Consider the following 24,316-nt stretch of genomic DNA (forward strand, 5'->3'; position numbering starts at 1 on the left):
GATGAACTTGAATCCATGGCCGAGAACCGAGAATTGGCACTCTCGATATCAATCAACCAAAGGAACCCACCAGAATCCGAAGACCCCGGATGGGGGAATTGTTACATGGCACTGACTTTCGGCACGCTGTTGAGTTCTCAAGGAGCGGACGCGCGGAGAACCTGGCCTCTCGGCCGTCGTCTTCGGCTTGTGTTGTCCTGCTCGGCGTCCGGGCCCGGCCTCGCGGTCGTCCCCGGCGCAGAGAGAAAGTTACGTGGCTGTGGCTCGGCTTGTCAAACCGGGCCCCTGGTGACGAGCGCCACCTGCCCGCAACCCGCTCGTGACACGGTGTTCACACAGGCAGAGGCCCTGGTGGGGTCTCCGGACGGGTCCAACCGGCCCACCGACCCGCGTGTTCCGGGGCCTCAGGCCGGGTGGGCAGCCGGGCGCTGGACGCCGGCGACGTTCCGGCGCCCCCGCCGGAGGACGAGCCACCCACCCGGCAGCCAGTCCTCCTCCCCCGGCACCGCCTCGGCATCCGCGACGCGCTCGTTGTTGAGGTACGCGCCGCCCTCCTTCACGGTGCGGCGCGCCTCCGAGAGGCTCGACACCAGGCCGGTCAGCTGCATCAGCTGGGCGATCGTCGGAACGTCACCGTCGACCGTGACGCTGCCCGCCTCGCGCAGCGCCGCACCGAGCGTCTGCTCGCCGAGTGCCGACAGGTCGTCCCGGCCGAACAGGGCTCGGCCGGCCGCCTCGGCCTGGCGCAGCTCGTCCTCACCGTGCACGAGACCGGTGAGCTCCTCGGCGAGCGCACGCTGCGCAGCGCGGGCCGCTGGGCGCTCGACGGACTCGGCGATCAACGCCGCGACCTCGTCCGCCGGCCGCTCGGAGAACAGCGGGAGCCAGTTCCGGGCGTCGACGTCGTCGATGTTCAGCCAGTACTGGAAGAAGGCGTACGGGCTGGTGAGCTCGGGGTCGAGCCAGACGGTGGCGCCCTCCGTCTTCCCGATCTTCTTGCCGTCCGCGGTTGTGATCAGCGGCGTGGACAGGGCGTGGGTGCCGGCGCTCTCGGTCCGCCGGACCAGGTCCACGCCCGCGGTGATGTTGCCCCACTGGTCCGAGCCACCGCTCTGCAGCGTGCACCCGTGCCGGAGGAACAGCTCGCGGAAGTCGTTGGCCTGCAGGATCTGGTAGCTGAACTCGGTGTAGCTGATCCCGGCGTCGCTGTTCAGCCGCGCCGACACCGCCTCCTTGGCCAGCATCTTGCCGACCCGGAAGTGCTTGCCGAGGTCGCGCAGGAAGTCGATGGCCGACAGCGGCGCGGTCCAGTCCAGGTTGTTGACGTAGATCGGCGTCCGCAGGCCCTGCTCAGCGGCCGGCCGGTCCAGGAACGGCGCGACTTGCCCACGGATCCGCTCCACCCACTGGGCCACGGTGGCCGGGTCGTTGAGCTGCCGCTCCGAGGTCGGTCGCGGATCGCCGATCAGTCCGGTGGCGCCGCCCACCAGCACGATCGGCTGGTGGCCGGCCCGCTGCAGCGCCCGCAGCACCATGAACTGGATCAGGTGGCCGACGTGCAGGCTCTCCGCGGTCGGGTCGAAGCCGCAGTAGTAGGTGACCGGCCCCTCCGCGAGGTGCGCCCGCAGCGCCTCCTCGTCGGTGCTCTGGGCGATCAGCCCACGGCGGTGCAGGTCGTCGATCACGTCGCTCACGAGCGTCCATCCTGCCCGGCGGTGCTCCGGCGCGGTTTCCCACCCGCCCGGAACACGCTGACCGTCGGTGCGCCGGTCTCCCAGAACCGCCACGGCAACTCGGTGGCCAGGCTGATCCCCACCCGGGGGCCGACCGACACGGCGTCCGGCGCCGGTCCCCGGTGCAGCCGCACCGTCGACGCCGGGTCGAGCAGGTCGGCGTCCCTGTCGCCGGGCCCGATGGCCAGCGTCTGGGTGAGCCGGGCCGGTCCGCGGGCCAGGTCCCGGGCGGACCGCGCGGCGGGACGGCGAGAGCGGGCGACGTCCTCCCCCACGACCACCTCCCCGGCCCGCAGCAGCACCGCCGACCCGGTCCCGTCCGGCCCGACGACGACGTTGGCGCACCAGTGGACGCCGTAGCTGAAGTAGACGTACAGCCGTCCGGGCGGGCCGAACATGATCGCCGCCCGCGGGGTCGGGCCGCGGTGCGAGTGGGCCGCCGGATCCGAACCGTCGCCGGTGTAGGCCTCCACCTCGGTCAGCCGGACGGCCACCTGGCCCTCCGGCCGGTCGGTGACCACCCAGCAGCCGAGCAGGGCGGGTGCGACGATCTCGGCCGGCCCGAGGAGGTCCCCGGCGGTGAGCAGCGGGCCGGGAGCGCTCAGAGTGCCGCCGCCACCGGTGAGGACGCCGACCAGTCCGCGTGCTCGGTGGCGGTCGCCTTGAGCGACGCGAGCTGCCCGGCCACCCGCTCGGGCGCCGTCCCCCCGCGCGCCTTGCGTGCCGCCAGCGCGCCGGGGACGGAGAGCACCGACCGGACGTCGGGCGTGAGCCGCTCGTCGATGCCGGCCAGCTGCCCGTCGTCGAGCTGGTCGAGCTCGAGGCCCGCCTGCTCGCAGAAGGCGACCATCTCGCCGCTGATCTCGTGCGCGGAGCGGAACGGCACACCCTGGCGGACCAGCCACTCGGCGACGTCGGTGGCCAGCGCGAACCCCTGCGGCGCGGCGGCCTCCAGGACCTCCGGGCGCAGCGTCAGCGTGGCGATCATCCCGGTGACCGCCGGGAGCAGCAGGAGCAGCTGCTCCATGGAGTCGAAGACCGGCTCCTTGTCCTCCTGCAGGTCGCGGTCGTAGGCCAGCGGGAGGCCCTTCAGCATGGTGAGCAGCCCGGTCAGGTTGCCGACGAACCGGCCGGACTTGCCGCGGGCCAGCTCGGCGATGTCCGGGTTCTTCTTCTGCGGCATGATCGACGACCCGGTGGCCCAGGCGTCGTCGAGCCGGGCCCAGCCGAACTCGGTCGACGTCCAGAGCACGACCTCCTCCCCCAGCCGGGAGAGGTGCACGCCGATCAGCGCCGCGGCGAAGCAGAACTCCGCGGCGAAGTCGCGGTCGCTCACGCCGTCGATCGAGTTGTCCGACGCCCGGTCGAACCCGAGCTCCGCGGCCACGGCGTCGGGGTCCAGCGGCAGCGACGAGCCGGCCAGCGCGCCGGAACCGTAGGGGCTGACCGCCGTCCGCCGGTCCCAGTCGCGCAGTCGGTCGACGTCGCGGGTGAAGGCGTGCGCGTGAGCGAGCAACTGGTGGGCGATGAGCACCGGCTGGGCGTGCTGCAGGTGGGTCATGCCCGGGGCGGCGACGTCGGCGTACCGCTCGGCGAGGCCGACCAGCGCATACTCCAGGGACGCCAGCTCCGCGACCAGCGCGCGCACGGAGTGCCGCAGGTACAGCCGCAGGTCGGTGGCGATCTGGTCGTTGCGGCTGCGGCCGGCGCGCAGCTTGCCGCCCAGGGCGCCGAGCTTCTCGGTCAGCCCCCGCTCCAGGGCCTCGTGCACGTCCTCGTCGGACTCGATCGCCACGAACCTGCCGTCGGCCACCTCGGCGGACAGCTCGGTGAGCGCGCCCACCATCCGGTCCAGCTCGTCCTCGGTGAGCAACCCGGCCCGGTGCAGCACCCGGGCGTGCGCCCGGGAGCCGGCCAGGTCGAACGGGGCCAGCCGCCAGTCGAAGTGGGTGGACTTGGACAGGGCCGCCATCGCCGGGGACGGCCCGCCGCCGAAGCGGCCGCCCCACAGCCTGGTCTGGCTCGGGGCGGTTCCGGTCTCGCTCACCATCAGCTCTCTTCGTCGTCTGCGTAGGGCGGTACAGAGGCGGCGGCCCGCGAGCGCTCGGTGAACGCGCGCAGCCGTTCGGCCAGGCGTGGGCCGCCGTCGGGGTCGCGCGCAATCACCAGGACGGTGTCGTCGCCGGCGATCGTGCCGAGCACGTCGGGGAGTCCCACCTTGTCCAGCCCGGAGGCGAGGAACTGCGCCGCCCCCGGCGGGGTGCGGAGCACGGCGAGGTTGGCGCTGCCCTCCGCGCTGGTGAGCAGGTCGGCCAGCAGCCGGGTCAGCCGGGGCGGGGCCGACTGGGCCGGGCGGAGCGGGGCGTTCTCCGGCGGCAGCACGTAGGACGCCGGAGCACCGTCGGAGCCGCGCAGCTTCACCGCGCCGAGCTCCTCGAGGTCCCGCGACAGCGTGGCCTGGGTGACCTCGACGCCCGACTCGGCGAGCAGCCGGGCGAGCTGGGTCTGCGAGGTGACCGGGCCGGCGTGGATCAGCTCGACGATCCGGGCGTGCCGCGCCGACCGGGTCACCGCAGTGGTCACGGGGACCGCTCCAGCAGCCACAGCAGGAGGGCTTTCTGGGCGTGCAGCCGGTTCTCCGCCTCGTCCCACACCGCACTCTGCGGACCGTCGATCACCGCGGCGGCGATCTCCTTGCCGCGGTAGGCGGGCAGGCAGTGCAGGACCACGGCGTCGCCGGCCGCCCGGGCGAGCGCCGCCTCGTCGACCGCGTACGGCAGGAACGGCGCGATCCGGGTCTCGTACTCCGACTCCTGACCCATCGACACCCAGGTGTCGGTGACCAGGACGTCGGCGCCGTCGGCGGCCGCGGACGGGTCCGCCGTCCACTGCACCGAGCCGCCGGTCTCCGTGGCGATGTCGGCGGCGCGCTTGAGGACGGCCGGATCGGGCCGGAAGGTCTCCGGGGAGCCGATCCGCACGTGCATGCCGGCCAGCGCCCCGCCGAGCAGGTAGCTGTGCGCCATGTTGTTGGCGCCGTCGCCGAGGTAGCTGAAGGTGAGCCCGGCCAGCCGCCCGCGGCGCTCCTGCACGGTGAGCAGGTCGGCGAGGATCTGGCACGGGTGGTACTCGTCGGTGAGCGCGTTGACCACCGGGACCCGGCTGGTCGTTGCCATGGCCTCCAGCCGGTCCTGGCCGAAGGTGCGCCAGACGATCGCCGCGACCTGCCGGTCCAGCACCCGGGTGGTGTCCTCCACCGGCTCGCCGCGGCCGAGCTGGCTGGCGCCGGCGTCGATCACCAGCGGCTGGCCGCCGAGCTCGGTGACGCCGACGGAGAAGCTGACCCGGGTCCGGGTGGAGGGCTTGTCGAACAGCACCGCGACGGTCCGGGGCGTGCCGTTGGGCGTGCGCAGCGGAGTGGGCGCCGCGGCGGTGTGCCGGTTCGCCTTGAGCTCGGCGGCGAGCGCGAGCACCTCGACCTGCTCGGCCGGGGTGAGGTCGTCGTCCTTGGTGAAGTGCCGGGTCACTGGCCAGCCTCCTGCAGCGCGGCGTCGAGGGCCGCGGGCAGCGCGGCGACGAAGGCATCGAGCTGGGCGTCGGTCACGACCAGCGGCGGGGCGAGCCGGACGACGTCGGCCGCCACCCCGTTGGTCAGGAAGCCGGCGGCCCGCAGCCGCGCCTCGACGGCGGCGGCGACCGGCGCGGTGAGGACGACGCCGAGCAGCGCGCCCCGCCCCCGCACCCCCGAGATCCCGGGGTGGCCGAGCGCCTCGATGCCCGCGGTGACCCGGTGCTCGATGTCCTTGGCCCGCTCGAGCAGCCCCTCGTCGCGGATCGTGTCCAGCACCGCGAGGGCGGCGGCCGCGACGATCGGGTTGCCGCCGAAGGTGGAGCCGTGGGAGCCCGCCGTCAACAGCTCGGCGGCCTGGCCGAACGCGAGCAGCGCACCCAGCGGGAGCCCCCCGCCCAGCGACTTGGCCAGCGTGATCACGTCCGGCTGGAGGCCGTCGGCTTGGTGCGCGAACCAGTGACCGGTGCGGCCGGTGCCCGTCTGCACCTCGTCGACGGCGAACAGCGCACCCGCCGCGGCCGCGGCCGAGGAGGCGGCGGCGAGGTAGCCGGCCGGGGCGGGCAGCACGCCGCCCTCCCCCAGCATCGGCTCGAGCAGCACCATCGCCGTCCGGTCGGAGAGCTGCAGCGCGTCGACGTCGCCGTAGGGCACGTGCCGCACACCGCCGGGCAGCGGGCCGAAGGCGGCGGCCTTGCTCGGCTGGCCGGTGAGCGCGAGCGACCCCATCGTCCGGCCGTGGAAGGCACCGAGCGCGGCCACCACCTCGGGCCGGCCGGTGAGCCGGCTGATCTTGAAGGCGGCCTCGTTGGCCTCGGCGCCGGAGTTGCAGAAGAAGACCCGGCCGGGGCGGCCGGCGAGCTCCAGCAGCCGCTCGGCCAGCCGGACGCCGGGCTCGTGCATCGCCAGGTTCGAGACGTGCCCCAGCGTCGCGGCCTGGGTGCTGATCGCCTCGACGACCTTCGGGTGCGCGTGCCCGAGGATGGTCGTCGCGATGCCGCCCAGCAGGTCGGTGTACTCACCGCCGTCGACGTCCCAGACGGTTGCGCCGGCGCCCCGGGCGAGCGCCACCGGCGGGGTCTTGTAGTTGCTCATCATCACCGCCGACCAGCGGGCCGACAGCTCCTCCGTGTGCGTCATGCCGTCGCCTCCTCCTCGGTCGGCGGGGCCGGCACGACCATCGTGCCGGTCCCCTCGGTGGTGAACATCTCCAGCAGCAGGGCGTGCGGGAGCCGGCCGTCGACGACGGTCGCCCGCTTCACCCCGCCCTCGACCGCCCGCAGGCAGGCGGCCATCTTCGGGATCATCCCGGCGTCCAGGGTCGGCAGGATCTCGGACAGCTCGGCGGCGTCGATCTGCTCGACCAGCGAGTCGCGGTCGGGCCAGTTGGCGTACAGGCCCTCGACGTCGGTGAGCACGACGAGCTTCACCGCGCCCAGCGCCACCGCCAGCGCCGCGGCCGCGGTGTCGGCGTTGACGTTGTGCACGACGCCGTCCGAGTCGGGGGCGACGGTGGCGACGACCGGGATGTGCCCGGCCTCCAGCAGCGCGGTCACCGGGGTGGGGTCGACCGCCACCACGTCCCCGACCAGGCCGACGTCCACCGGCTCCCCGTTGACGAGCGCCGCGGTGCGGGCGGCGGTGAACAGCCCGCCGTCCTCACCGGAGAGCCCCACCGCCAGCGGACCGTGCTGGTTGATCAGCCCGACCACCTCGGGGCCCACCTGGCCGGTGAGCACCATCCGGACCACGTCGATCGCCTCCGGCGTGGTCACCCGGAGCCCGCCGCGGAACTCGCTGGGGATGCCGAGCCGGTTGAGCATCGCGCTGATCTGCGGCCCGCCGCCGTGCACGACCACCGGCCGGATGCCGCAGGTGCGCAGGAACACCATGTCCTCGGCGAACGCGCGCCGGCACTCCTCGTCGACCATGGCGTGCCCGCCGTACTTCACGACGACGACGTTGCCGTGGAACTCGCGCAGCCACGGCAGGGCCTCGGTGAGGACGGCGACTTTCTGCGCGTCGCCCTCCGGGTCGTTGGTCCGCATGACCCGGTGGGTCCCGACGGTGCGCTTGCGGGCCGGCACCGCCTCGTCGAGGGCGACGTCCGGCGGGGTCGGGTCCTGTGCGTTCGTGTCGCTGCTCATGTGGAGTAGGCCGAGTTCTCGTGGACGTAGGCGATGGACAGGTCGTTGGTCCAGATGGTCGCCTGCTCGGCGCCGGCCTTCAGGTCGACGTCGATGGTGATCTGCCGGCCGGTGAGGTCCACGCCCTCCCGCGGGTCACCGATCGAGCCGCCCCGGCACACCGTGACCCCGTTGATCGCCACGTCGACCTGGTCGGCCTGGAACGCCGCGTCGGTGGTGCCGATCGCGGCGAGCACGCGGCCCCAGTTGGGGTCGTTGCCGAAGAGCGCGGTCTTGAGCAGGTTGTTGCGTGCGCAGGCCCGGCCGGCAGTCAGCGCGTCCACGACGCTCGCCGCGTTGCGGACGGTGATCGCGATGTCCTTGGTCGAGCCCTCGGCGTCGGCGAGCAGCTGCATCGCCAGGTCGGTCGCCGCCGCGGTGAGCGCGGCGGCGAACTCCTCGGCGGGCGGGGTGATCCCGCTTACGCCGTTGGCCAGCGCGATCACGGTGTCGTTGGTGGACAGGCAGCCATCGGAGTCGACCCGCTCGACGCTCACACCGGTCGCGGCCTTCAGGGCGGTCTGCAGCACGGCGGCGTCGACGACGGCGTCGGTGGTGAGGACGACGAGCATCGTGGCCAGCGAGGGTGCGAGCATGCCGGCGCCCTTGGCCATCCCGCCGATCGTCCAGCCGTCGCCGTGCTGCACGGTCGTCTTGGGTACCGAGTCGGTGGTCATGATCGCCCGGGCCGCGTCGGCGCCGCCGTCCTCGGAGAGCCCGGTCACCGCGGCGGTGACGCCGGGCAGCAGCTTGTCCATCGGCAGCCGGACGCCGATCAGCCCGGTGGAGGCCACCGCCACGTCGATCGCGCCGATCCCGAGCTCGGTGGCGAGGTGCTCGGCGGTGGCGTGGGTGTCCTGGAACCCCTCCGGACCGGTGCAGGCGTTGGCCCCGCCGGAGTTGAGGACCACGGCCCGCACCCGGCCGGACTGCAGCACCTGCCGGCTCCACTGGACCGGGGCGGCCGGGAAGCGGTTGGTGGTGAAGACGGCGGCCGCGGCGTCGTCCGGACCGTCATTGACGACCACGGCGACGTCCGGGTCGCCCGACGACTTCAGCCCCGCGGCGACGCCGGCCGCCCGGAACCCCTGAGGCGCGGTGACGGTCACGATGTCCTCCGTTCGCTCCCGCGGGGCGCTCCGCTCCTCGCTCGTTCCTCGCTGCGATGCTCATGCCCCTGTTCGCTCACGGGGCCACCCCCACGACGGGGAGACCGGTCGTCTCGGGCAACCCCAGGGCCAGGTTGGCGCACTGGATGGCGGCGCCGGCGGTGCCCTTGGTGAGGTTGTCGACCGCCGCGACGACGACCAGCCGGCCGGCGTCCGGGTCGACGGCGACCTGCAGTGCGGCGGTGTTGGCACCGAGCACCTGCGCCGTGGTCGGCCACTGCCCCTCGGGCAGCAGGTGCACGAACGGCTCGTCGGCGTAGGCCTTCTCGTAGGTGGCCCGGGCGCTCGCCGCGTCGGCGCCCGGTGCCAGCGGGGCCGAGCAGGTCGCCAGGATGCCCCGGCTCATCGGGACCAGCGTCGGCGTGAAGCTCACGCGGACCGTCCTACCGGCCGCCCCTGACAGGTTCTGCACCATCTCCGGGGTGTGCCTGTGGACGCCGCCGACGCCGTAGGCGCTGACCGAGCCCATGACCTCGCTGCCGAGCAGGTGCGGCTTGGCCGACTTGCCGGCGCCGGACGTGCCGGAGGCGGCGACCACCACGACGTCGGGGTCGACCAGCCCGGCGGCCAGCGCGGGCACCATCGCGAGGGTGACCGAGGTCGGGTAGCAGCCGGGGACGGCGATCCGCCGCGCGCCCTGCAGCTGCTCCCGCTGACCGGGCAGCTCGGGCAGGCCGTAGGGCCAGGAGCCGGCGTGCTCGCCGCCGTACCAGCGCGCCCAGGCCGCCGGGTCGTTGAGCCGGTGGTCGGCGCCGCAGTCGATGACCAGGACGTCGTCGGGCAGCTGCGCGGCGATCGCCGCCGACTCCCCGTGCGGGAGGGCCAGCACGACGACGTCGTAGCCGGCCAGGTCGTCCGCGGAGCTCGGCCGCACCTCGAGGTCGGCGTACGGCAGCAGGTGGGGCTGCAGCTCACCGAGGCGTCGGCCGGCACTCGAGTTGGCGTGCACCCCGGTCAGCCGGAGCGCCGGGTGCCCGGCCAGCAGCCGGCACACCTCGCCTCCCGCGTACCCGGTGGCGCCGGTGACCCCGACCGTCCACGTCTGCCCGTCGCTCACGATGCATGACCATACACGGTCATGCATGACCGTACGTAGGTGCCGAGTCGAGCGCGCCGCCGATGAGTTCTCGGCCGAGGCCCGGTCCTGGAAGGCATGACGACTCCAACGGCTCAGCCCACGACCATCACCGAGCTGGCGCTCACCATGTTCACCGTGTCCGACCAGGACGCCGCGCGCACCTTCTACACCGAGGTCCTCGGCTTCGAGGTCCGCGGCGACGACCGGTACGGCGAGAACGGCGAGATGCGCTGGTTGGAGGTGGCTCCTCCAGGATCGCGGGCGCGGCTGGCGCTCAACCCGCCCATGGGTGGCGCGCCCGGCGGCGGCGGGATCGGCCTCGAGTGCACCGACCTGCGGGCCGAGCACGCACGGCTCGTCGCCCGCGGCGACGTCGACGTGGACGCCGACCTGATGCAGACCCCCGGCGCGCCGCTGCTGTTCATGCTCCGCGACCCGGACGGCAACCACATCGTGGTGACCGAGGCGACCGCCTCCGCTCCCAGCTGACCGACGGGTGGCTGACAGCTGTTCTGTCGGTCCCCTCGGGCACGGTGTCCCCGACCCGGCGACCGGTGCCGGTCAGGGGTGAGGAGCGTGGCCATGGGGGACGTCGAGCAGTTCGGGGGCCTGCCCGGGGGGATCGACCTCGTCGAGGAGGACGGCGGGCCGGTGCTGCGGCTGCGTGGCGAGGTGGACTCCCTCGTGGTGGCCGCCTGGCAGGCGACTGCCCCCACGGTCGGGCGCGCGCCGGTGGCGGTCGACGTCTCGGCTGCGACCTTCCTGGACTGCCGGGGGTTGCGGCTGCTGGTGCGCGCCACCGAGACGACCCGCAGATCCGGACAGGTGCCCGAGCTGCGCCGGCCGTCCCGCACGGTGCGGCGGATGGTGGAGGTCGCCGGTGCGGCTCCGCTGTTCGCCACCGTGCCGTGACGGCCGAGGCGGCCTCAGCCGACCGGGTCGGTGTCCCCGTAGGGGCGCAGCCGGAGCTGGCGGGCCCCGTCGGGAGGCGGCGTCGTCCGCAGGGTGGCCAGGTCGTCGGCGCCTGCGCGGAAGAAGCGCCCGGACCACTGGTCGAGCTCGCCGGCGGCGATCGCCACGGCCAGCGCGACAACGTCCTCCGGGCGGGTCCACTCGGTGCGGCCCGCGTGCATGGCCATCGCCCGGGTCATCTCGGTGTCCACGACCCCGGGGGCTAGGTCGAAGGCGCGCACGCCGTGCGCCGCCCCGGCCAGGTCGATCGCCTCGGTGATCCGCATCTGCGCGGTCTTGCCGGCCGAGTACGCGCTGTAGACGTCGCTGCCCCGCGTCCCGAGCCCGCTGCCCAGCCCGATCACCCGGCCACCGCCGGCCGCGATCATGCCCGGGACGACGGCGCGCGATACCAGGTACGGCCCGCGCACCTGGCTCTCGACCACCTGCCACCAGTCGTCGGGGTCGGTCTCCCACAGCGGCACCTCGGCCGCGTCGATGGACCCGGCGTTGTTGATCAGCAGGGTGACCGGCCCGAGCTCGTCGGTGACGCGGGCGACGGCCGCCTCGACCGCGGCCCGGTCGGTCACGTCAGCGGGGACGGCGAGGGTCCGCGCGCCGGTGGACCGGGCCACCTCGGCCATCGCCTGCTCCAGCCGGCCGGCGGACCGGGCGATGCCGGCGACGGCGGCGCCGCGCTCCGCCAGCCCCTGCACCAGGTACCGGCCGATCCCGGCCGAGGCGCCGGTGACCAGCGCGACGGTCCCGCCGAGGTCAGGTCCTCCTTCAGCCACGGACGACCGCCCCGGTGCGCTCGGCGGCCAGTGCGACCGCCGCGTCGCGGGCGGCGTTGGCCTCCTCGTGCGTCAGCGTCCGGTCCGCGGCCCGCAACGTGAGCGCGTAGGCCAATGACTTCGCCCCCTTCGGCACCGGTGGCCCGGTGTAGACGTCGAACAACCGCAGGGCCTCCAGCAGCTCGCCCGCCCCCTCGCGGACCGCTTCAGCCACGTCGGCGGCCGGCACCTCGCCGCCGACGACGAGCGCCAGGTCCACGAGCACCGGCGGGAACGTGGAGATCGACGGCGCCACCGGAACGGTGTGCTCCGGGAACGCGTCGGCGTCCAGTTCCATCACCGCGGTGCGCGCGGGCAGGTCCAGCGCCGAGCAGACGCGCGGGTGCAGCTCGCCGGCGTACCCGACGACCCGGCCGCCGACGAGCAGCTCGGCGCAGCGGCCGGGGTGCCAGGGCGCCCGCTCGGCCGCCCGGACGGTCAGCTCGACGCCGGCGGCCTCCGCAACGACCCGCGCGGCCTGCACGGCGTCGGCCCAGAGCACGGACCGGCCGGGCCCCCACCAGCCGCGGGGCTCGCGGTGGCCGGCCAGCGCCACGCCCACGTGCCACGGCTGCGGCGGCACCGCGCCGAGCAGCGCGGCCAGGGTCTCGTCGTCCGGGCGGTGCTCGACACCGGGCAGCGGAGCCGGTCGCCGCTCCCCGCCGGGGAACACCGAGCCGTGCTCGAACAGGGCGACGTCGCGCTGGCCTCGGGCCAGGTTGCGGGCCAGCGAGGCGAGCAGGCCGGGCAACAGGGTCGTCCGCAGCGCCGGCAGCTCCTCGGACAACGGGTTGCGCACGGTGATCACCTGCCGGCGCTCGTCGTCCGCGTCGAGGCCGAGCGCGTCGAGCTGCGCCGTCCCGATGAACGGGAAGGTGGGCGCCTCCACGTACCCGGCGTCGGCGAGCGCCCGGCCGATGCTGCGCTTGCGGCGTTGCCCGTCGGTCAGTCCCCGCCCGGGCGGCGCGGTCGGCAGCACGGAGGGGATGTCGTCGTAGCCGACCCAGCGGACGACCTCCTCCACCAGGTCGGCCGGGTCGGTCAGGTCGCCGCGCCAGGACGGCGGGGTGACCTCCAGGCCGTCGCCGTCGCCGTCGACCGTGGCCCCGATCGCCTGGAGCGCCTCGAGGACCTGCGAGGGCGGGTAGGCGACCCCGGCGATCCGGCTGGGCAGCCCGGCGTCCAGGGCGATGACCGGCCGCGGCCCGCGCACGTCCAGGTCGACCGGCGCACCCACGACGGTGGCCTTGCCGTGCTCGGCCAGCAGAGCGGCCGCGCGGGCCAGCGCGATCACGGTGACCTCCGGGTCGGTGCCGCGCTCGAACCGCTTGGCCGCCTCGCTGGGCAGCCGGTGCCGGCGGACGCCGCGGGAGATCCCGGCCGGCTCCCAGTGCGCGGCCTCCAGCAGCAGGTTCGTGGTGCCGTCGCCGATCTCGGTGGACGCGCCGCCCATCACGCCGGCCAGCCCGATGGGCCCGGACTCGTCGCTGATCAGCAGGTCGTCGGGGTCCAGCGCCCGGTCCGCGCCGTCCAGCGTGATCAGCCGCTCCCCGGGCGCCGCCCGTCGCACGGTGATGGGGCCGGTGACGGTGTCGCGGTCGAAGGCGTGCATCGGCTGGCCGAGCTCGAGCATCACGTAGTTGGTGACGTCGACGGCCAGCGAGATGCTGCGGACCCCGCACTGGCCGAGCCGGCGGCGCAGCTCCCACGGGCTGGCCGCGGCCGGGTCGAGGCCCTCCATGGCGAGCATGGAGAAGCGGTCGCACCGGTCCGGATCAGCCACGGCGACCTGCCAGCCCGGCTGCCCGGACCACGCGGGCGGGGTCAGCGCAGCCGGATCGCGCCACTCGACGCCGAGCGCGCCGGCCAGGTCGCGGGCGATGCCGCGCAGCGACATGGCGTAGCCGCGGTCGGGGGTGACCTCCAGGTCGAACACGACGTCGTCCAACCCGAGCAGGCCGGCGGCCGGGGTGCCCGGCGCGGGGCCGTCCTCGCCCGAGCCGATGACCAGGATCCCGGCGTGGTCCTCCCCGATGCCGAGCTCCCGGACCGAGCAGATCATCCCCTCGGAGACGCGGTCGTAGGTCGTCCGCGCGGCGATGGCGAAGTCCCCGGGCAGCACCGCGCCGGGCAGCGCGACGACGACCAGGTCGCCGACGGCGAAGTTGCGCGCGCCGCACACGACGCCCTGCGGTTCGGCGTTCCCGACGTCGACCTGGCAGTACCGGATCGGCTTCTTGAAGCCGGTGAGCTCCTCGATCTCCAGCACCCGCCCCACGACGAGCGGCCCGGTGGTCTGCGGTGGCCGGACGACGTCCTCCACCTCGAACCCCAGCCGTACGAAGGCGGTGTCCAGCTCCTCGACGGTGATACCGGCCGGGAGGTCGACGTGCTCGGACAGCCAGCTGACCGGGACCTTCACTGTGCTTCCTCTCCCAGGTGAGGGTTGGTCACTGCTCGACTCCGAATGCGGTCGTGAAGCGGACGTCGCCCTCGGCGATGTCGTGCATGTCCGACACCGCGGAGCGGAACTGCAACGCCCGCTCGATGCCCATGCCGAAGGCGAAGCCGGTGTACTCGTCGGGGTCGATGCCGCAGGCGCGCAGCACGCGCGGGTTCACCATCCCGCAGCCACCCCACTCGACCCACTGCGGGCCGTCCCGGTGCTCGGGGAACCAGACGTCGAACTCCCCGGAGGGCTCGGTGAACGGGAAGTAGTGCGGCCGCCACCGGGTCAGCGCGTCCGGCCCGAACAGCTGGCGCGCCAGGTGGTCCAGCGTGCCGCGCAGGTGGGCCATCGTCAGGCCGCGGTCGACGGCCAGGCCCTCGACCTGGTGGAACACCGGCAGGTGCGTCGCGTCCAGTTCGTCTGTGCGGTACACCCGGCCGGGGGCGACGATGTAGATCGGCGGCTTCCGGGCCAGCATCGTACGGGCCTGCACCGGGCTGGTGTGGGTGCGCAGCACCAGGCCGGAGTCCTCCGGCGCCACGAAGAAGGTGTCCATCATCGAGCGCGACGGGTGGTCGGGCCCGATGTTGAGCGCGTCGAAGTTCAGCCACTCGGCCTCGAGCTCCGGGCCCTCGGCCACCTCGTAGCCCATCCCGACGAAGACGTCGGCGATCCGGTCGGTGAGCGTGGTCAGCGGGTGCCGGGCGCCGCGCGGGGCGCGGTCCCACGGCAGCGTGACGTCGACCCGCTCCTCGGCGAGCACCCGCTCGTCGCGCTCCGCCTCCAGCACAGCCAGCCGCGCGGTGTAGGCATCGGTGATCGCCGCGCGCGCCGCGTTGACCCGCTTGCCGGCGTCGGAACGGGCAGCGGGCGGCAGCGCACCCAGCTCGCGGCGGGCCAGCAGCACCGGTGCGCGGTCACCCAGGTGCCCCGGCCGGACGGCGGCCAGCGCCTCAAGGTCGGCGGCGGAGGCGAACGCCTCGGTCGCCGCGGTCACCGCCGCGTCGAGGGCCTCCGGGGACAGCGCGGCCACCTGCTTGGGGTCGTACGGGTCGTTGGCGCCAGACACGGGAGGCCATTCTGCCCGGCAGAGCCCGGGGGCCGCGCCCGGGCTCCGCCGGGCAGCACCGGCAGCGCCCCCGCGCCGGGGTGAGGGGGCCGATCGGGTACACGGCGGCGCCTGCCCCGGACGAGGATGTCGACGTGGCGGTCCTGCTGGCACTGGCCTCGGCCGCGGTCTACGGCGCCTCGGACTTCCTCGGCGGGCTGGCCAGCCGGCGCGCGTCGGTGTTCGGCGTCGTTGCGCTCTCCCAGGCGGTCGGCCTGCTGGCGTTGCTGGCCCTGCTCCCCTGGCTGGGCGGACCCGTGGCGACGGCGGACCTGGCCTGGGGCGCCGCCGCCGGGCTGGCCGGGGCCGCCGGGCTGATGGTCTTCTTCCGCACCCTGGCCCGCGGGACGATGAGCGTCGTCGCTCCGGTCACCGCCGTCACCGCGGCGGCGGTGCCGGTCCTCGGTGGTCTCCTCGCCGGCAACAGCATCGCCCCCTGGGCCGCCGTGGGGATCGCGCTGGCCCTGGTCGCGGTGGTGCTGGTGTCGGCCGAGGGTGGCCTGTCGGCGTTGCGGTCGGCGCGCCCGGCCGACCTCGCGCCGGCCCTGCTCGCCGGCGGCGCGTTCGGCTGCTTCTTCGTCCTGCTGGACCGCACCTCCGGCGACGCCGGGCTCACCCCGCTGGTCGCGACCCGGCTGGCGTCCGTGGTCCTCGTGGTGGCGATCGCGGCCGCCGGGCGACGGTCGCTGCGCGTGGGCCGGTCGGCACTCCCGATCGTGGCGGTGTCCGGGGTCGGCGACATGAGCGCCAACGCGCTGTTCCTGCTGGCGACACAGCAGGACGGCCAGCTGGCGATCATCGGCGTCCTCGCCTCGCTGTACCCGGTCAGCACCGTCGTGCTGGCCCAGATGGTGCTCCGCGAGCGGCTCGCCGCGGTCCAGGTCACGGGGCTCGGGACGGCGGTGGCCGCCGTCGTGCTCATCACGCTGCCCAGCTGAACGCGGCACCTCCTTGCGGGCCGCGGGCGGCCCCGCTGCGGGGCTCCGCCGCGAGCCTGCGAGCGGTGGGGGGCAGCGCTGTCCTTCGGCTCACTGGGCGAGCTGGGTGGCGTACAGGCAGATCGACGCCGCGACCGAGAGGTTGAGGCTCTCCGCCCGGCCACGCATCGGGATCCGCACCCGCGCGTCGGCCAGCGCCGCCAGCTCGGGAGCCAGCCCGCGGGCCTCGTTGCCAAACAGCCACAGCACCGGTGCGGCCAGCAGTCCCTCGTCGGCGGCCGCGTCCAGGGCGACCTCTCCCCCGCCGTCGGCGGCCAGCACCGTGACGCCCGCGCGCTGCACGTCGGCGGCCAGCGACTCCAGCCGCGCGCCGCGCACCACGTCGACGTGGAACAGGCTGCCGGCGCTGCTGCGCACGGCCTTGCCGGAGTACGGGTCGGCCGAGCCGGCACCGAAGACCACCGCGCCGGCCCCGCAGGCGTCCGCGGTCCGCAGCACCGTGCCGGCATTGCCGGGGTCGTTGAGCTCGGCCAGGGCCACGGCCAGCCGCGGCGGGTCGGTGACCAGGGTGTCGGCCGGGACGTCGCGCAGCCGGCAGACCGCGACCAGCCCCTGCGGGGTGACCGTCTCCGACAGCGACGCGGCCGCCTTCTCGGTCACCAGGTGCACCGGCACCCGCGTGGCGGCGAGCAGGTCGCGGTGGGCCGCGGCCGCGGTCTCGGTGGCGAAGACCTCGGTGACGGCGGCCGGCTCGCGCTCGGCCTCGGCGAGCGCCTCGACGACGGCCTGGCGCCCCTCGGCGAGGAAGGCGTGCGCCGCGTCCCGGCCGCTGCGCCGGGTCAGCTTGCGGGCCGCGGCGACGCGGCCGGAGCGCTCGGTCAGCAGCGGAAGGACCCCGTCCGCCTCACGCCTCGCGAGCTCGGCGCGAGCCTCGGGACGGGGCCGGCCGGCGTGCGCGGGGTGAGGGGAAACGGGGTCCTCCGTCAGGCGGCCTGCTGGCCCGTCGCCTCGGGGTTCGCGGCGAGCGCGGCCCGGGCGGACCCCACCAGCGAGGCGAAGGTGGCCGGCTCGTTGACGGCGAGCTCGGCAAGGACCTTGCGGTCCAGCTCGATGCCGGCCAGCTTGAGGCCCTGCATGAACCGGTTGTAGGTCATGTCGTTCTGCCGGGCCGCGGCGTTGATCCGGGTGATCCACAGCTTGCGGAAGTCGCCCTTGCGGACCTTGCGGTCACGGTAGTTGTAGGTGGCCGAGTGGAGGATCTGCTCCTTGGCCTTGCGGTACAGCCGGGACCGCTGGCCCCGGTACCCGCTGGCCGCCTCGAGGGTCGTACGACGCTTCTTCTGGGCGTTGACCGCCCGCTTCACGCGTGCCACGTGAGAGCTCCTGTCTTCTCGTTACGGGGCGGTCAGAGACCGAGCAGCTTCTTGAGGCGCCGGGTGTCCGCGGGGGCGATCACCTGGTCGGCCTCGAGCCGGCGCTTGTGCTGACCTGACTTGTGCTCGAACTTGTGCTGGTTGTTGGCCTGCTCACGCATGAGCTTGCCGGTCCCGGTGACGCGCACCCGCTTGCTCGTGCCCTTGTGGGTCTTGTTCTTCGGCATCTCTCGGTCCTGTTCGTGTCTGCCCGGCGCAGCGCAGCATCGAGCTGCGCCGCGCGGGATGCGTCGGGGGTCGGCCGTCCTGCCGGGTCCCGCCACGAGCCTGCGAGTGGTGGGGGCAGGAGGGTCCTTTCTCAGGCCGGCGGAGCCTGCTCCGGCGCCTCGGCTGCGGCCTGCTTCTCCACCTTCGCGGAGCGCCGCGCCGTGTCCGTCGCCGCCTGGTTCCGGTGCGGAGCGATCACCATGACCATGTTCCGGCCGTCCTGCTTGGGGTTGGACTCCACCACCCCCAGCTCGGAGACGTCCGTCGCCAACCGCTGCAGCAGCCGGTAGCCCATCTCGGGCCGGGACTGCTCGCGACCGCGGAACATCACGGTGATCTTGACCTTGTCGCCGCCCTTGAGGAAGCGCTCGACGTGGCCCTTCTTGGTCTCGTAGTCGTGCGGGTCGATCTTCAGACGCAGCCGCATCTCCTTGATGACGGTGAGCGCCTGGTTGCGCCGGGCCTCGCGGGCCTTCTGCGCGGCTTCGTACTTGAACTTCCCGTAGTCCATGAGCTTGACGACGGGCGGCCGCGCCATGGGGGCGACCTCGACCAGGTCGAGTTCGCTGTCCTGCGCCAGCCGCAGTGCCTCGCCGATCGGCACGATGCCGACCTGCTCGCCCTCCGGGCCGACCAGGCGGACCTCGGGGACGCGGATACGGTCGTTGATACGGGGCTCGGTGATGGCCTCTCCTCTGCTGCTGCGGTGAGGAGTCTGCTGGCCCACCCGGCCACCGACGACAAAGGCCCCGTGAGCTGGTGCTCACGGGGCCCACTCGCCGGACACCACACGAGGACACCCCCAGGCGGGGTGCTCGTGTGGTCGCGCGGGCCGGACGGGCCGACCTGCGACGACCGGGGACCTGAGCGCCTGTGCGGCACCAGGTGGGAGCGGGCTCCTCTTCGGTCAGTGGCCGTTCACTCGCGATCCGGGCCACCGGTGGTTCTCGCGCCTCGGTGTAGCGGGGGGAGGCGCGCTCATGTTACAGCGCTCGCCGACGGTCCGTCATTCCTGGGGGTACAGCAGGTCCTCCCGCGGTTCGGGGTGGGCCTCGCGGTGGGCGGCCAGCAGGCTCCGCAGCCCGCGGACGGCGGCCACGGCCCGCTCCCCGTCGGACGCCTGCACGGCCAGGACGGCCACCTCGTCGTCGTTGGTGAGCAGCAACGTGACCCACGGGGAGTGCCGGTCGAACCGGACCGCCTGGACCACGGCCCAGGGCAGCTGGTGGGCGACGAGGATGTTCTGGATCCGGATGCCCTCGGCGTCGGCGTCCACCCGGGGCCGGCCCAGGCACAGCACCCCGGCCGCCATGGCCAGCCCGAGACCGACCATCGCCACCTGGTCGGCGGTCCGGAACGCGACGACCCCCGTGGTCGAGGACTTGAGCAGGACGGCGACCACCGTCATGACCGCCACCAGCCCGATCGCGGCGAGCCAGGTCATCACGCGCAGGCGGCGGGGCACCGCGGAGACCGTCGGGGACGGGGAGGCGGTCGGCACCGCCCCATTGTCCACGGCCCCTCGGGTCCGGGGCCGACCGCGGGGTGTCACACGTCCGGAACATCCAGGACGCACCATGGGGACGTGACCGAGACCCCGCCCGTCCCCCCGGCGGAGGACGACCCGGCCGACGAGCTGCTGCCCCTGGCCGGCTACACGGTGGCCGTGACCGCGGCCCGGCGGCGGGAGGAGCTCGGCGCGCTCCTCGACCGGCGCGGCGCGCGGGTCGTCTACGCCCCGGCGATCCGGATCGTGCCGCTCTCCGACGACGCGGAGCTCGTGGCCGCGACCAAGGCGGTGCTCGCCGAGCCGGTCGACCTGGTCGTGGCGACCACCGGCGTCGGGTTCCGCGGCTGGCTGGAGGCGGCCGACGCCTGGGACCTGCCGCTGCGCGAGCACCTGCAGACCGCCCGCGTGCTGGCCCGCGGCCCCAAGGCGCGCGGCGCGATCCGGGGTGGCGGCCTGGTCGACGCCTGGTCGCCGCCGTCGGAGAGCTCCGCGGAGGTGCTCGAGCACCTGCTGTCCGGGGCGGAGGGCCGGCTGGCGGGACGGCGGATCGCGGTCCAGCTGCACGGTGACCCGGTACCGGAGCTGGTGGCCGGGCTGCAGCGCGCGGGCGCCGACGTCCTCACCGTGCCCGTGTACCGCTGGGTGCTGCCCGAGGACACCGCTCCGCTGCGCCGGCTGGTGGCCACGATCGCGACGCGCGGGGTGGACGCGGTCACCTTCACCAGCGCGCCCGCCGCGGCGAGCCTGCTGCAGATGGCCGACGAGGAGGGCGTGCTCCCTGGCGTGCTGGCGGCCTTCGCCGACGCGGTCCTGCCGGTCGCGGTGGGACCGGTGACCGCCGGGCCGCTGGAGGCCGCGGGGCTCCGCACCGTGCAGCCGGATCGGGCCCGGCTGGGTGCGCTGGCCCGGTCGGTCGTGGCCGAGCTCCCCGCGCGCCACCCGGTGCTGGCCTCCGGCGGCCACACGCTGCAGGTGCGCGGTCACGCCGTCGTGCTCGACGGCCGGATGGTCGAGCTCCCGCCCGGCTCCATGGCGGTGCTGCGCGCGCTGGCCCGGCGCCCGGGGGTCGTCGTCTCCCGGCCGGAGCTGCTGACCGAGCTGTCCGGCGGCGGGGACGCGCACGCGGTGGAGATGGCGGTGACCCGGCTGCGCGCGGCACTCGGCGCGCCCCTGGTGGAGACCGTGGTCAAGCGGGGCTACCGCCTGGCGGTGTGACCGCGAACAGCACGGACCCGCCGTCCGCGGCCGCGTGCCCGTAGCGTCCGGCCGTGCCCGCCGACGACACGACCCCGCCATTCGCGGACCTGCCGCGCATCGACGAGCACACCGTGACCGTGTCCGGCCCGCCGGCCGCGGCCTGGGACGCCGTGCTCCGGGCGCTGGGCTCGGCCTTCGGCCGCCCGCGCGCCCGCCGGATCGCCGCGGTGCTGGGCTGCGAGCCGGCCACCACCCGAGCCTGGGACCGGCCGGGGGTGGGCTCCTCGGTCCCCGGCTTCCGCATCGTGTCGGCCGCCCCGCCGGACCTGCTGGTCGTCGCGGGCCGGCACCGGTTCTCCCGCTACGGCATCGTGTTCCGCTTCGAGCCCGCCGGCGAGGGCACCAGGTGCCGGGCCGAGAGCCGGGCCGAGTTCCCGGGAACGGCCGGACGGGTCTACCGGGCCGCCGTCATCGGCACGGGAGGCCACGCCGTCGCCGTCCGTGCGCTGTTGCAGCAGGTCCGGTCGGCCGCCGGCTCCGATGACCGGCCGACCGGCCGGTGACGGGGTCGCACCGGGGTCGACTGCTCCGGGGGCACTCGCTGGTGGTCCAGGGCGAGCCGGGGATCTCGGTTGACCGTCGCCTGCGGGGGGCGGGACCGTCCGGGCGTGCACGCCGCTCCCGTCCTGCACGACCCGCCGCGGCTCACGCCCGTCGGTGAGCTGCACCTGTGCTGGGACGCGTTCGGGAACCGCGCGGACCCTGCACTGCTGCTGGTCATGGGGCTCGGCATGCAGCTCGTCCACTGGCCCGACGACCTCTGCCGGCAGCTCGCCGCAGAGGGCTTCCGGGTCATCCGGTTCGACAACCGCGACGCGGGCCGCTCGACGCACCTGCCGGGAGGGCGCTACACCGTCGCGGACATGGCCGACGACGCCGTCGGCCTGCTCGACGCCCTCGGGATCGGGTCCGCGCACGTGGTGGGGGCGTCGCTGGGCGGCATGGTCGCCCAGACGATGGCCATCCGCTCGCCCGGCCGGATGAGCTCGCTGGCCTCGCTGATGTCCACCACCGGCCGCCGCGGCGTGGGCCGGACCTCCCCGCGGGTCCTGCGCCACCTCCTCGCGCGGCCGCCCCGCACCCGGGCGGAGGCGGTCGAGCGCCGGGTCCGGGTCCTCGCGTCCGTCGGGTCGACCGGCTTCACGCAGGACCTCGACGAGCTGCGCCGCATCAGTGCCCTGGCCTTCGCGCGGGACCCCCGGGCGCGGGACGGCCGCCGTCGTCAGCACCGGGCGGTGCGCGCCGCCGGCGACCGGACCGACGCGCTCCGCCAGGTCCGGGTGCCCACGGTCGTGGTGCACGGCACCGCGGACCCGATGTGCCACCCGTCCGGTGGGCGGGCGACGGCCGAGGCCGTGCCCGGCGCGCGGCTGGTGCTCGTCCCCGGGATGGGGCACGACCTCCCGCGGGGTGCGTGGCCACAGCTCGTCCGGGCCGTCGTGGACAACGCCTGCCGGGCCGACGCTCCCTGACGCCGCGGGGCGGGCTGCCTACCAGCGACCCGCCCCGCGGCGTCAGACCAGCCCTCTGCAGGGTCCGGCCCCGAACAGAGGTGTGCTTCCTCAGACGCCGGCGAGGCGGGTGCCCGGGCGCAGGTAGACCACCCAGGTGACGGCCACGCAGACCGCGTAGAACGCGATGAACGCGAGATAGGCGCCGTCCCCGCTGCCGGTGGACAGGAAGGACTGCCGGAAGGCGAGGTTGACCAGCACGCCGCCGAAGGCGCCCACCGCGCCGGCGATGCCGATCAGCGCGCCGGACAGCCGCAGCGCCTGCTTGTCCGCGGCCGCGGACTCCGTTCCGGCGGCGACCGCGTCCATCGCCTTCGCCCGGAAGATCGCCGGGATCATCTTGTAGGTGGAGCCGTTGCCGATGCCGCTGAACACGAACAGCAGCACGAACCCGACGAGGAACAGCGGGAGCGACTCCACCAGGCTGGCGGCGAGGACCACCCCGGCGCCGACGGCCATCGCCACGAAGTTCCAGAAGGTGATCCAGGCGCCGCCGAAGCGGTCGGCCAGCGAGCCGCCGAGCGGCCGGATCAGCGAGCCCAGCAGCGGGCCCAGCCAGGTCAGCGAGGCGGCGGCCAGCGGGGTGGCGAAGTCCTCGGTGAACTGGTTCTGCAGCACCTGGCCGAAGGCGAACCCGAAGCCGATGAACGAGCCGAACGTGCCGATGTAGAGGAACGACATGATCCAGGTGTGCGGCTCCCGCAGCGCGTCGCGGATGGCCCGGGGCTGGTTGGTCGCCGTCCGCAGGTTGTCCATGAGCAGCGCCGCACCGACCGCGGCCACGACGATGAACGGGATGTAGACCAGCAGCACCAGCCGCGGGTGCTCGGCGCCGGCGGTGGCCAGCACCAGCAGGCCGATGAGCTGGATGACCGGGACGCCGAGGTTGCCGCCGCCGGCGTTGAGGCCCAGCGCCCAGCCCTTGAGGTGCTGCGGGTAGAAGGCGTTGATGTTGGTCATCGAGCTGGCGAAGTTGCCGCCGCCGACCCCGGCGAGGCAGGAGACCACCAGCAGCGTGGTGAACGAGACCCCGGGCTCGAGCACGACCGCGGTGGCGATCGTCGGGACGAGCAGCAGGGCGGCGCTGAGGATGGTCCAGTTGCGGCCACCGAACCTGGCCACCGCGAAGGTGTAGGGCAGCCGGACGAACGCACCGAGGGCGGTGGGCAGCGTGGTGAGCAGGAACTTGCCCGCCGGGTCGATGCCGAAGACCGCCTCGGGCAGGAAGAGCACCATCACCGACCACAGGCTCCAGATCGAGAAGCCGATGTGCTCGGAGAAGACCGAGAAGAACAGGTTGCGGCGGGCGACCCGCCGGCCGGTCGACTTCCAGAACGCCGGGTCCTCCGGCCGCCAGTCGTCGATCCACCGGCCTCCGGTGCGGCCGGTGGCGGGCGCGGTCGTGGGAGCAGTCGTGGGGGTGGCTGTGGCCATGCCCAGACGGTGCGGTGCGGTGGTTCCCCCACCGTTGCGGCGGCGATGAACGTGTGTTCCGTTGTGCTCACGCCCGGTGCCCCGCGGTGGTGAGACGGCCGGCCGGCCAGGTGCACGGACGGCCTGGACCGGCGATGATCACCGGGTGCGCAACCCCCTCGACGGCGAACGGGCCCCCGGCCGGGACCTGGTGGAGGCGGGCGGACTCGTCGCCGGCTCGATGAGCAGCGCTGCGGCCGGCCTGCTGTTCGAGCCGGGGAAGACCGCCGTCCGGCTCGACGAGCAGCTGGCCGCGTGCCTGCGCGAGGCCGCCACCGCCGCCGCCGACCTGCCGCTGCACTGGGAACGCGCCCGGGCCGGCGCGGCGCTCGCCTTCACCGCCGAGCTCGCGGTCACCCGCGGCCACCAGGGCCGGACCGTCCGCCGCGACGAGTTCCTGCGGCCGGGCACGGGCTCCCGCTCCCCCGCCGAGCGCCTCGTGGAGGCCGTCGTCCAGGCGGCGCGGACGACGACCGAGGACCGCCGCGTGCGGCACCTGGGCTACCTGGTGGCCGAGGTCGCCGTCTCCCCCGACATCGACCCGGCCCTCGCCGTCCGCGCGCTCCAGCTGGCCGAGTCCTGCAGCTGGCGGCAGCTGGTGTTCCTGGCCGCCGTCGGCCGGCGGGACCGGGCTCCCCTGCCCATGGCGTCGCTGGAGGACGAGCCGCGCGCCTGGACCGCGTGGGGCGCCCGGGAGGACGTGTTCGACCTGCAGCGCGCCGGCCTGCTCGACCCGCCGCCGGCCGTCGTCCGTCCCGGCGGCGCCGCTCGCCCGAAGCTGCGCCCGGCCGACCTGCGGCTGACCCGCCGGGGCGTGCTGGTGCACCGGCTCCTGGCGCTGGACTTCGTCCGCGAGGACGACGTCACCGAGGCGATCGCCGAGCTGGACCTGCCGGCCGCCTGAGCTCCGAC

At 74.6% G+C, this 24,316-nt stretch carries 25 protein-coding genes; 7 read left to right on the forward strand and 18 right to left on the reverse strand.

Translation table 11 applies throughout. The features are described 5' to 3' along the window. Positions 1-404 precede the first annotated feature (404 nt). The 9 genes from tyrS to argC form a co-directional block, all read right to left on the reverse strand. Positions 405-1,694 carry a tyrosine--tRNA ligase gene (gene tyrS, locus HK417_RS03540; RefSeq protein WP_222263372.1) on the reverse strand — a complete coding sequence of 430 codons (1,290 nt, stop codon included), beginning with the start codon at positions 1,692-1,694 and terminating at the stop codon, positions 405-407. Continuing rightward, positions 1,691-2,371, reverse strand: a complete 681-nt coding sequence (locus HK417_RS03545; protein WP_261325835.1) for a DNA-3-methyladenine glycosylase — start codon at positions 2,369-2,371, stop codon at positions 1,691-1,693. Before HK417_RS03545 ends, tyrS begins: the two co-directional genes overlap by 4 nt. Further along, positions 2,335-3,783 (reverse strand): argininosuccinate lyase, encoded by a 1,449-nt coding sequence (gene argH / locus HK417_RS03550; RefSeq protein ID WP_222263373.1) that lies wholly within the window; start codon positions 3,781-3,783, stop codon positions 2,335-2,337. The genes HK417_RS03545 and argH overlap by 37 nt, the downstream gene beginning before the upstream one ends. Continuing rightward, the gene (locus HK417_RS03555; RefSeq protein ID WP_222263375.1) at positions 3,783-4,316 is read right to left on the reverse strand and encodes an arginine repressor; all 534 of its coding nucleotides are present in this window, start codon (positions 4,314-4,316) and stop codon (positions 3,783-3,785) included. Before HK417_RS03555 ends, argH begins: the two co-directional genes overlap by 1 nt. After that, positions 4,313-5,260 (reverse strand): ornithine carbamoyltransferase, encoded by a 948-nt coding sequence (gene argF, locus HK417_RS03560; protein WP_222263376.1) that lies wholly within the window; start codon positions 5,258-5,260, stop codon positions 4,313-4,315. Before argF ends, HK417_RS03555 begins: the two co-directional genes overlap by 4 nt. After that, positions 5,257-6,441: an acetylornithine transaminase gene (locus HK417_RS03565; RefSeq protein ID WP_222263378.1), complete on the reverse strand. Its 1,185-nt coding sequence runs from the start codon at positions 6,439-6,441 to the stop codon at positions 5,257-5,259. Before HK417_RS03565 ends, argF begins: the two co-directional genes overlap by 4 nt. Beyond that, the gene (gene argB, locus HK417_RS03570; RefSeq protein WP_222263380.1) at positions 6,438-7,448 is read right to left on the reverse strand and encodes an acetylglutamate kinase; all 1,011 of its coding nucleotides are present in this window, start codon (positions 7,446-7,448) and stop codon (positions 6,438-6,440) included. The genes HK417_RS03565 and argB overlap by 4 nt, the downstream gene beginning before the upstream one ends. After that, positions 7,445-8,596: a bifunctional glutamate N-acetyltransferase/amino-acid acetyltransferase ArgJ gene (gene argJ / locus HK417_RS03575; protein ID WP_222263381.1), complete on the reverse strand. Its 1,152-nt coding sequence runs from the start codon at positions 8,594-8,596 to the stop codon at positions 7,445-7,447. Before argJ ends, argB begins: the two co-directional genes overlap by 4 nt. Positions 8,597-8,672: 76 nt before the next feature. Continuing rightward, positions 8,673-9,713, reverse strand: a complete 1,041-nt coding sequence (argC, locus tag HK417_RS03580; RefSeq protein WP_222263384.1) for an N-acetyl-gamma-glutamyl-phosphate reductase — start codon at positions 9,711-9,713, stop codon at positions 8,673-8,675. 96 nt (positions 9,714-9,809) lie between these two features. Between argC and HK417_RS03585 the strand changes: the two genes are divergently transcribed. Together HK417_RS03585 and HK417_RS03590 are read left to right on the forward strand one after the other, a co-directional pair. Next, the gene (locus HK417_RS03585; RefSeq protein ID WP_261325816.1) at positions 9,810-10,223 is read left to right on the forward strand and encodes a VOC family protein; all 414 of its coding nucleotides are present in this window, start codon (positions 9,810-9,812) and stop codon (positions 10,221-10,223) included. 93 nt (positions 10,224-10,316) lie between these two features. Next, on the forward strand, positions 10,317-10,646 hold the full coding sequence (locus HK417_RS03590) for an STAS domain-containing protein (protein ID WP_222263385.1): 330 nt from the start codon (positions 10,317-10,319) through the stop codon (positions 10,644-10,646). A 14-nt stretch (positions 10,647-10,660) separates the two neighbouring features. Here the strand turns inward: HK417_RS03590 and HK417_RS03595 are convergent, their stop codons facing one another. The 3 genes from HK417_RS03595 to pheS are packed head-to-tail and all read right to left on the reverse strand — an operon-like array spanning position 10,661 to position 15,036. Continuing rightward, positions 10,661-11,479 carry an SDR family NAD(P)-dependent oxidoreductase gene (locus HK417_RS03595; protein ID WP_222263387.1) on the reverse strand — a complete coding sequence of 273 codons (819 nt, stop codon included), beginning with the start codon at positions 11,477-11,479 and terminating at the stop codon, positions 10,661-10,663. Beyond that, entirely contained in the window at positions 11,472-13,940 is a 2,469-nt protein-coding gene (gene pheT, locus HK417_RS03600; protein WP_222263389.1) for a phenylalanine--tRNA ligase subunit beta, read from the reverse strand. The genes HK417_RS03595 and pheT overlap by 8 nt, the downstream gene beginning before the upstream one ends. A 28-nt stretch (positions 13,941-13,968) precedes the next feature. Next, positions 13,969-15,036, reverse strand: coding sequence for a phenylalanine--tRNA ligase subunit alpha (pheS, locus tag HK417_RS03605; RefSeq protein ID WP_222263391.1), 1,068 nt, complete (start codon positions 15,034-15,036; stop codon positions 13,969-13,971). A gap of 134 nt (positions 15,037-15,170) precedes the next feature. Between pheS and HK417_RS03610 the strand changes: the two genes are divergently transcribed. Then, positions 15,171-16,013 carry an EamA family transporter gene (locus HK417_RS03610; protein WP_222263393.1) on the forward strand — a complete coding sequence of 281 codons (843 nt, stop codon included), beginning with the start codon at positions 15,171-15,173 and terminating at the stop codon, positions 16,011-16,013. Between the two features lie 90 nt (positions 16,014-16,103). Here HK417_RS03610 and HK417_RS03615 read toward each other — a convergent pair whose 3' ends face one another. The 5 genes from HK417_RS03615 to HK417_RS03635 form a co-directional block, all read right to left on the reverse strand. Next, positions 16,104-17,000, reverse strand: coding sequence for a TrmH family RNA methyltransferase (locus HK417_RS03615; RefSeq protein WP_306433751.1), 897 nt, complete (start codon positions 16,998-17,000; stop codon positions 16,104-16,106). Beyond that, the gene (gene rplT, locus HK417_RS03620) at positions 16,997-17,386 is read right to left on the reverse strand and encodes a 50S ribosomal protein L20 (protein WP_222263395.1); all 390 of its coding nucleotides are present in this window, start codon (positions 17,384-17,386) and stop codon (positions 16,997-16,999) included. Before rplT ends, HK417_RS03615 begins: the two co-directional genes overlap by 4 nt. A 32-nt stretch (positions 17,387-17,418) precedes the next feature. Then, positions 17,419-17,613, reverse strand: coding sequence for a 50S ribosomal protein L35 (rpmI, locus tag HK417_RS03625; protein WP_222263397.1), 195 nt, complete (start codon positions 17,611-17,613; stop codon positions 17,419-17,421). A gap of 131 nt (positions 17,614-17,744) precedes the next feature. Further along, positions 17,745-18,380, reverse strand: coding sequence for a translation initiation factor IF-3 (infC, locus tag HK417_RS03630; protein WP_222263399.1), 636 nt, complete (start codon positions 18,378-18,380; stop codon positions 17,745-17,747). A 279-nt stretch (positions 18,381-18,659) separates the two neighbouring features. Next, a complete protein-coding gene (locus HK417_RS03635; RefSeq protein WP_308123342.1) occupies positions 18,660-19,154 on the reverse strand; it encodes a PH domain-containing protein in 495 nt (164 codons plus the stop codon). 84 nt (positions 19,155-19,238) lie between these two features. On the opposite strand from HK417_RS03635, the gene HK417_RS03640 reads away from it, so the two are divergent. From HK417_RS03640 to HK417_RS03650, 3 genes are all read left to right on the forward strand, one after another. Beyond that, entirely contained in the window at positions 19,239-20,378 is a 1,140-nt protein-coding gene (locus HK417_RS03640; protein WP_222263402.1) for a uroporphyrinogen-III synthase, read from the forward strand. A gap of 53 nt (positions 20,379-20,431) precedes the next feature. After that, entirely contained in the window at positions 20,432-20,923 is a 492-nt protein-coding gene (locus tag HK417_RS03645) for a hypothetical protein (RefSeq protein ID WP_222263405.1), read from the forward strand. A gap of 105 nt (positions 20,924-21,028) precedes the next feature. After that, positions 21,029-21,892, forward strand: coding sequence for an alpha/beta fold hydrolase (locus HK417_RS03650; protein WP_222263406.1), 864 nt, complete (start codon positions 21,029-21,031; stop codon positions 21,890-21,892). Positions 21,893-21,982: 90 nt separating this feature from the next. On the opposite strand, the gene HK417_RS03655 is transcribed toward HK417_RS03650, so the two are convergent. Continuing rightward, complete coding sequence (locus HK417_RS03655; protein ID WP_222263409.1) at positions 21,983-23,365, reverse strand: nitrate/nitrite transporter; 1,383 nt, start codon at positions 23,363-23,365, stop codon at positions 21,983-21,985. Between the two features lie 145 nt (positions 23,366-23,510). On the opposite strand from HK417_RS03655, the gene HK417_RS03660 reads away from it, so the two are divergent. Then, complete coding sequence (locus HK417_RS03660) at positions 23,511-24,308, forward strand: hypothetical protein (protein WP_222263411.1); 798 nt, start codon at positions 23,511-23,513, stop codon at positions 24,306-24,308. The last annotated feature ends 8 nt before the right edge of the window (positions 24,309-24,316 follow it).

The organism is Modestobacter marinus (assembly GCF_019799945.1).
GTDB classification, from domain to species: Bacteria; Actinomycetota; Actinomycetes; order Mycobacteriales; family Geodermatophilaceae; genus Modestobacter; species Modestobacter marinus_B.

Coding starts and splice junctions, on each gene's coding strand:
- argH (WP_222263373.1), bottom strand. CDS start 3,783: ATGGTGAGCGAGACCGGAACCGCCCCGAGCCAGACCAGGCTGTGGGGC.
- HK417_RS03565 (WP_222263378.1), bottom strand. CDS start 6,441: ATGACGCACACGGAGGAGCTGTCGGCCCGCTGGTCGGCGGTGATGATG.
- argB (WP_222263380.1), bottom strand. CDS start 7,448: ATGAGCAGCGACACGAACGCACAGGACCCGACCCCGCCGGACGTCGCC.
- HK417_RS03585 (WP_261325816.1), top strand. CDS start 9,810: ATGACGACTCCAACGGCTCAGCCCACGACCATCACCGAGCTGGCGCTC.
- HK417_RS03590 (WP_222263385.1), top strand. CDS start 10,317: ATGGGGGACGTCGAGCAGTTCGGGGGCCTGCCCGGGGGGATCGACCTC.
- rpmI (WP_222263397.1), bottom strand. CDS start 17,613: ATGCCGAAGAACAAGACCCACAAGGGCACGAGCAAGCGGGTGCGCGTC.
- HK417_RS03655 (WP_222263409.1), bottom strand. CDS start 23,365: ATGGCCACAGCCACCCCCACGACTGCTCCCACGACCGCGCCCGCCACC.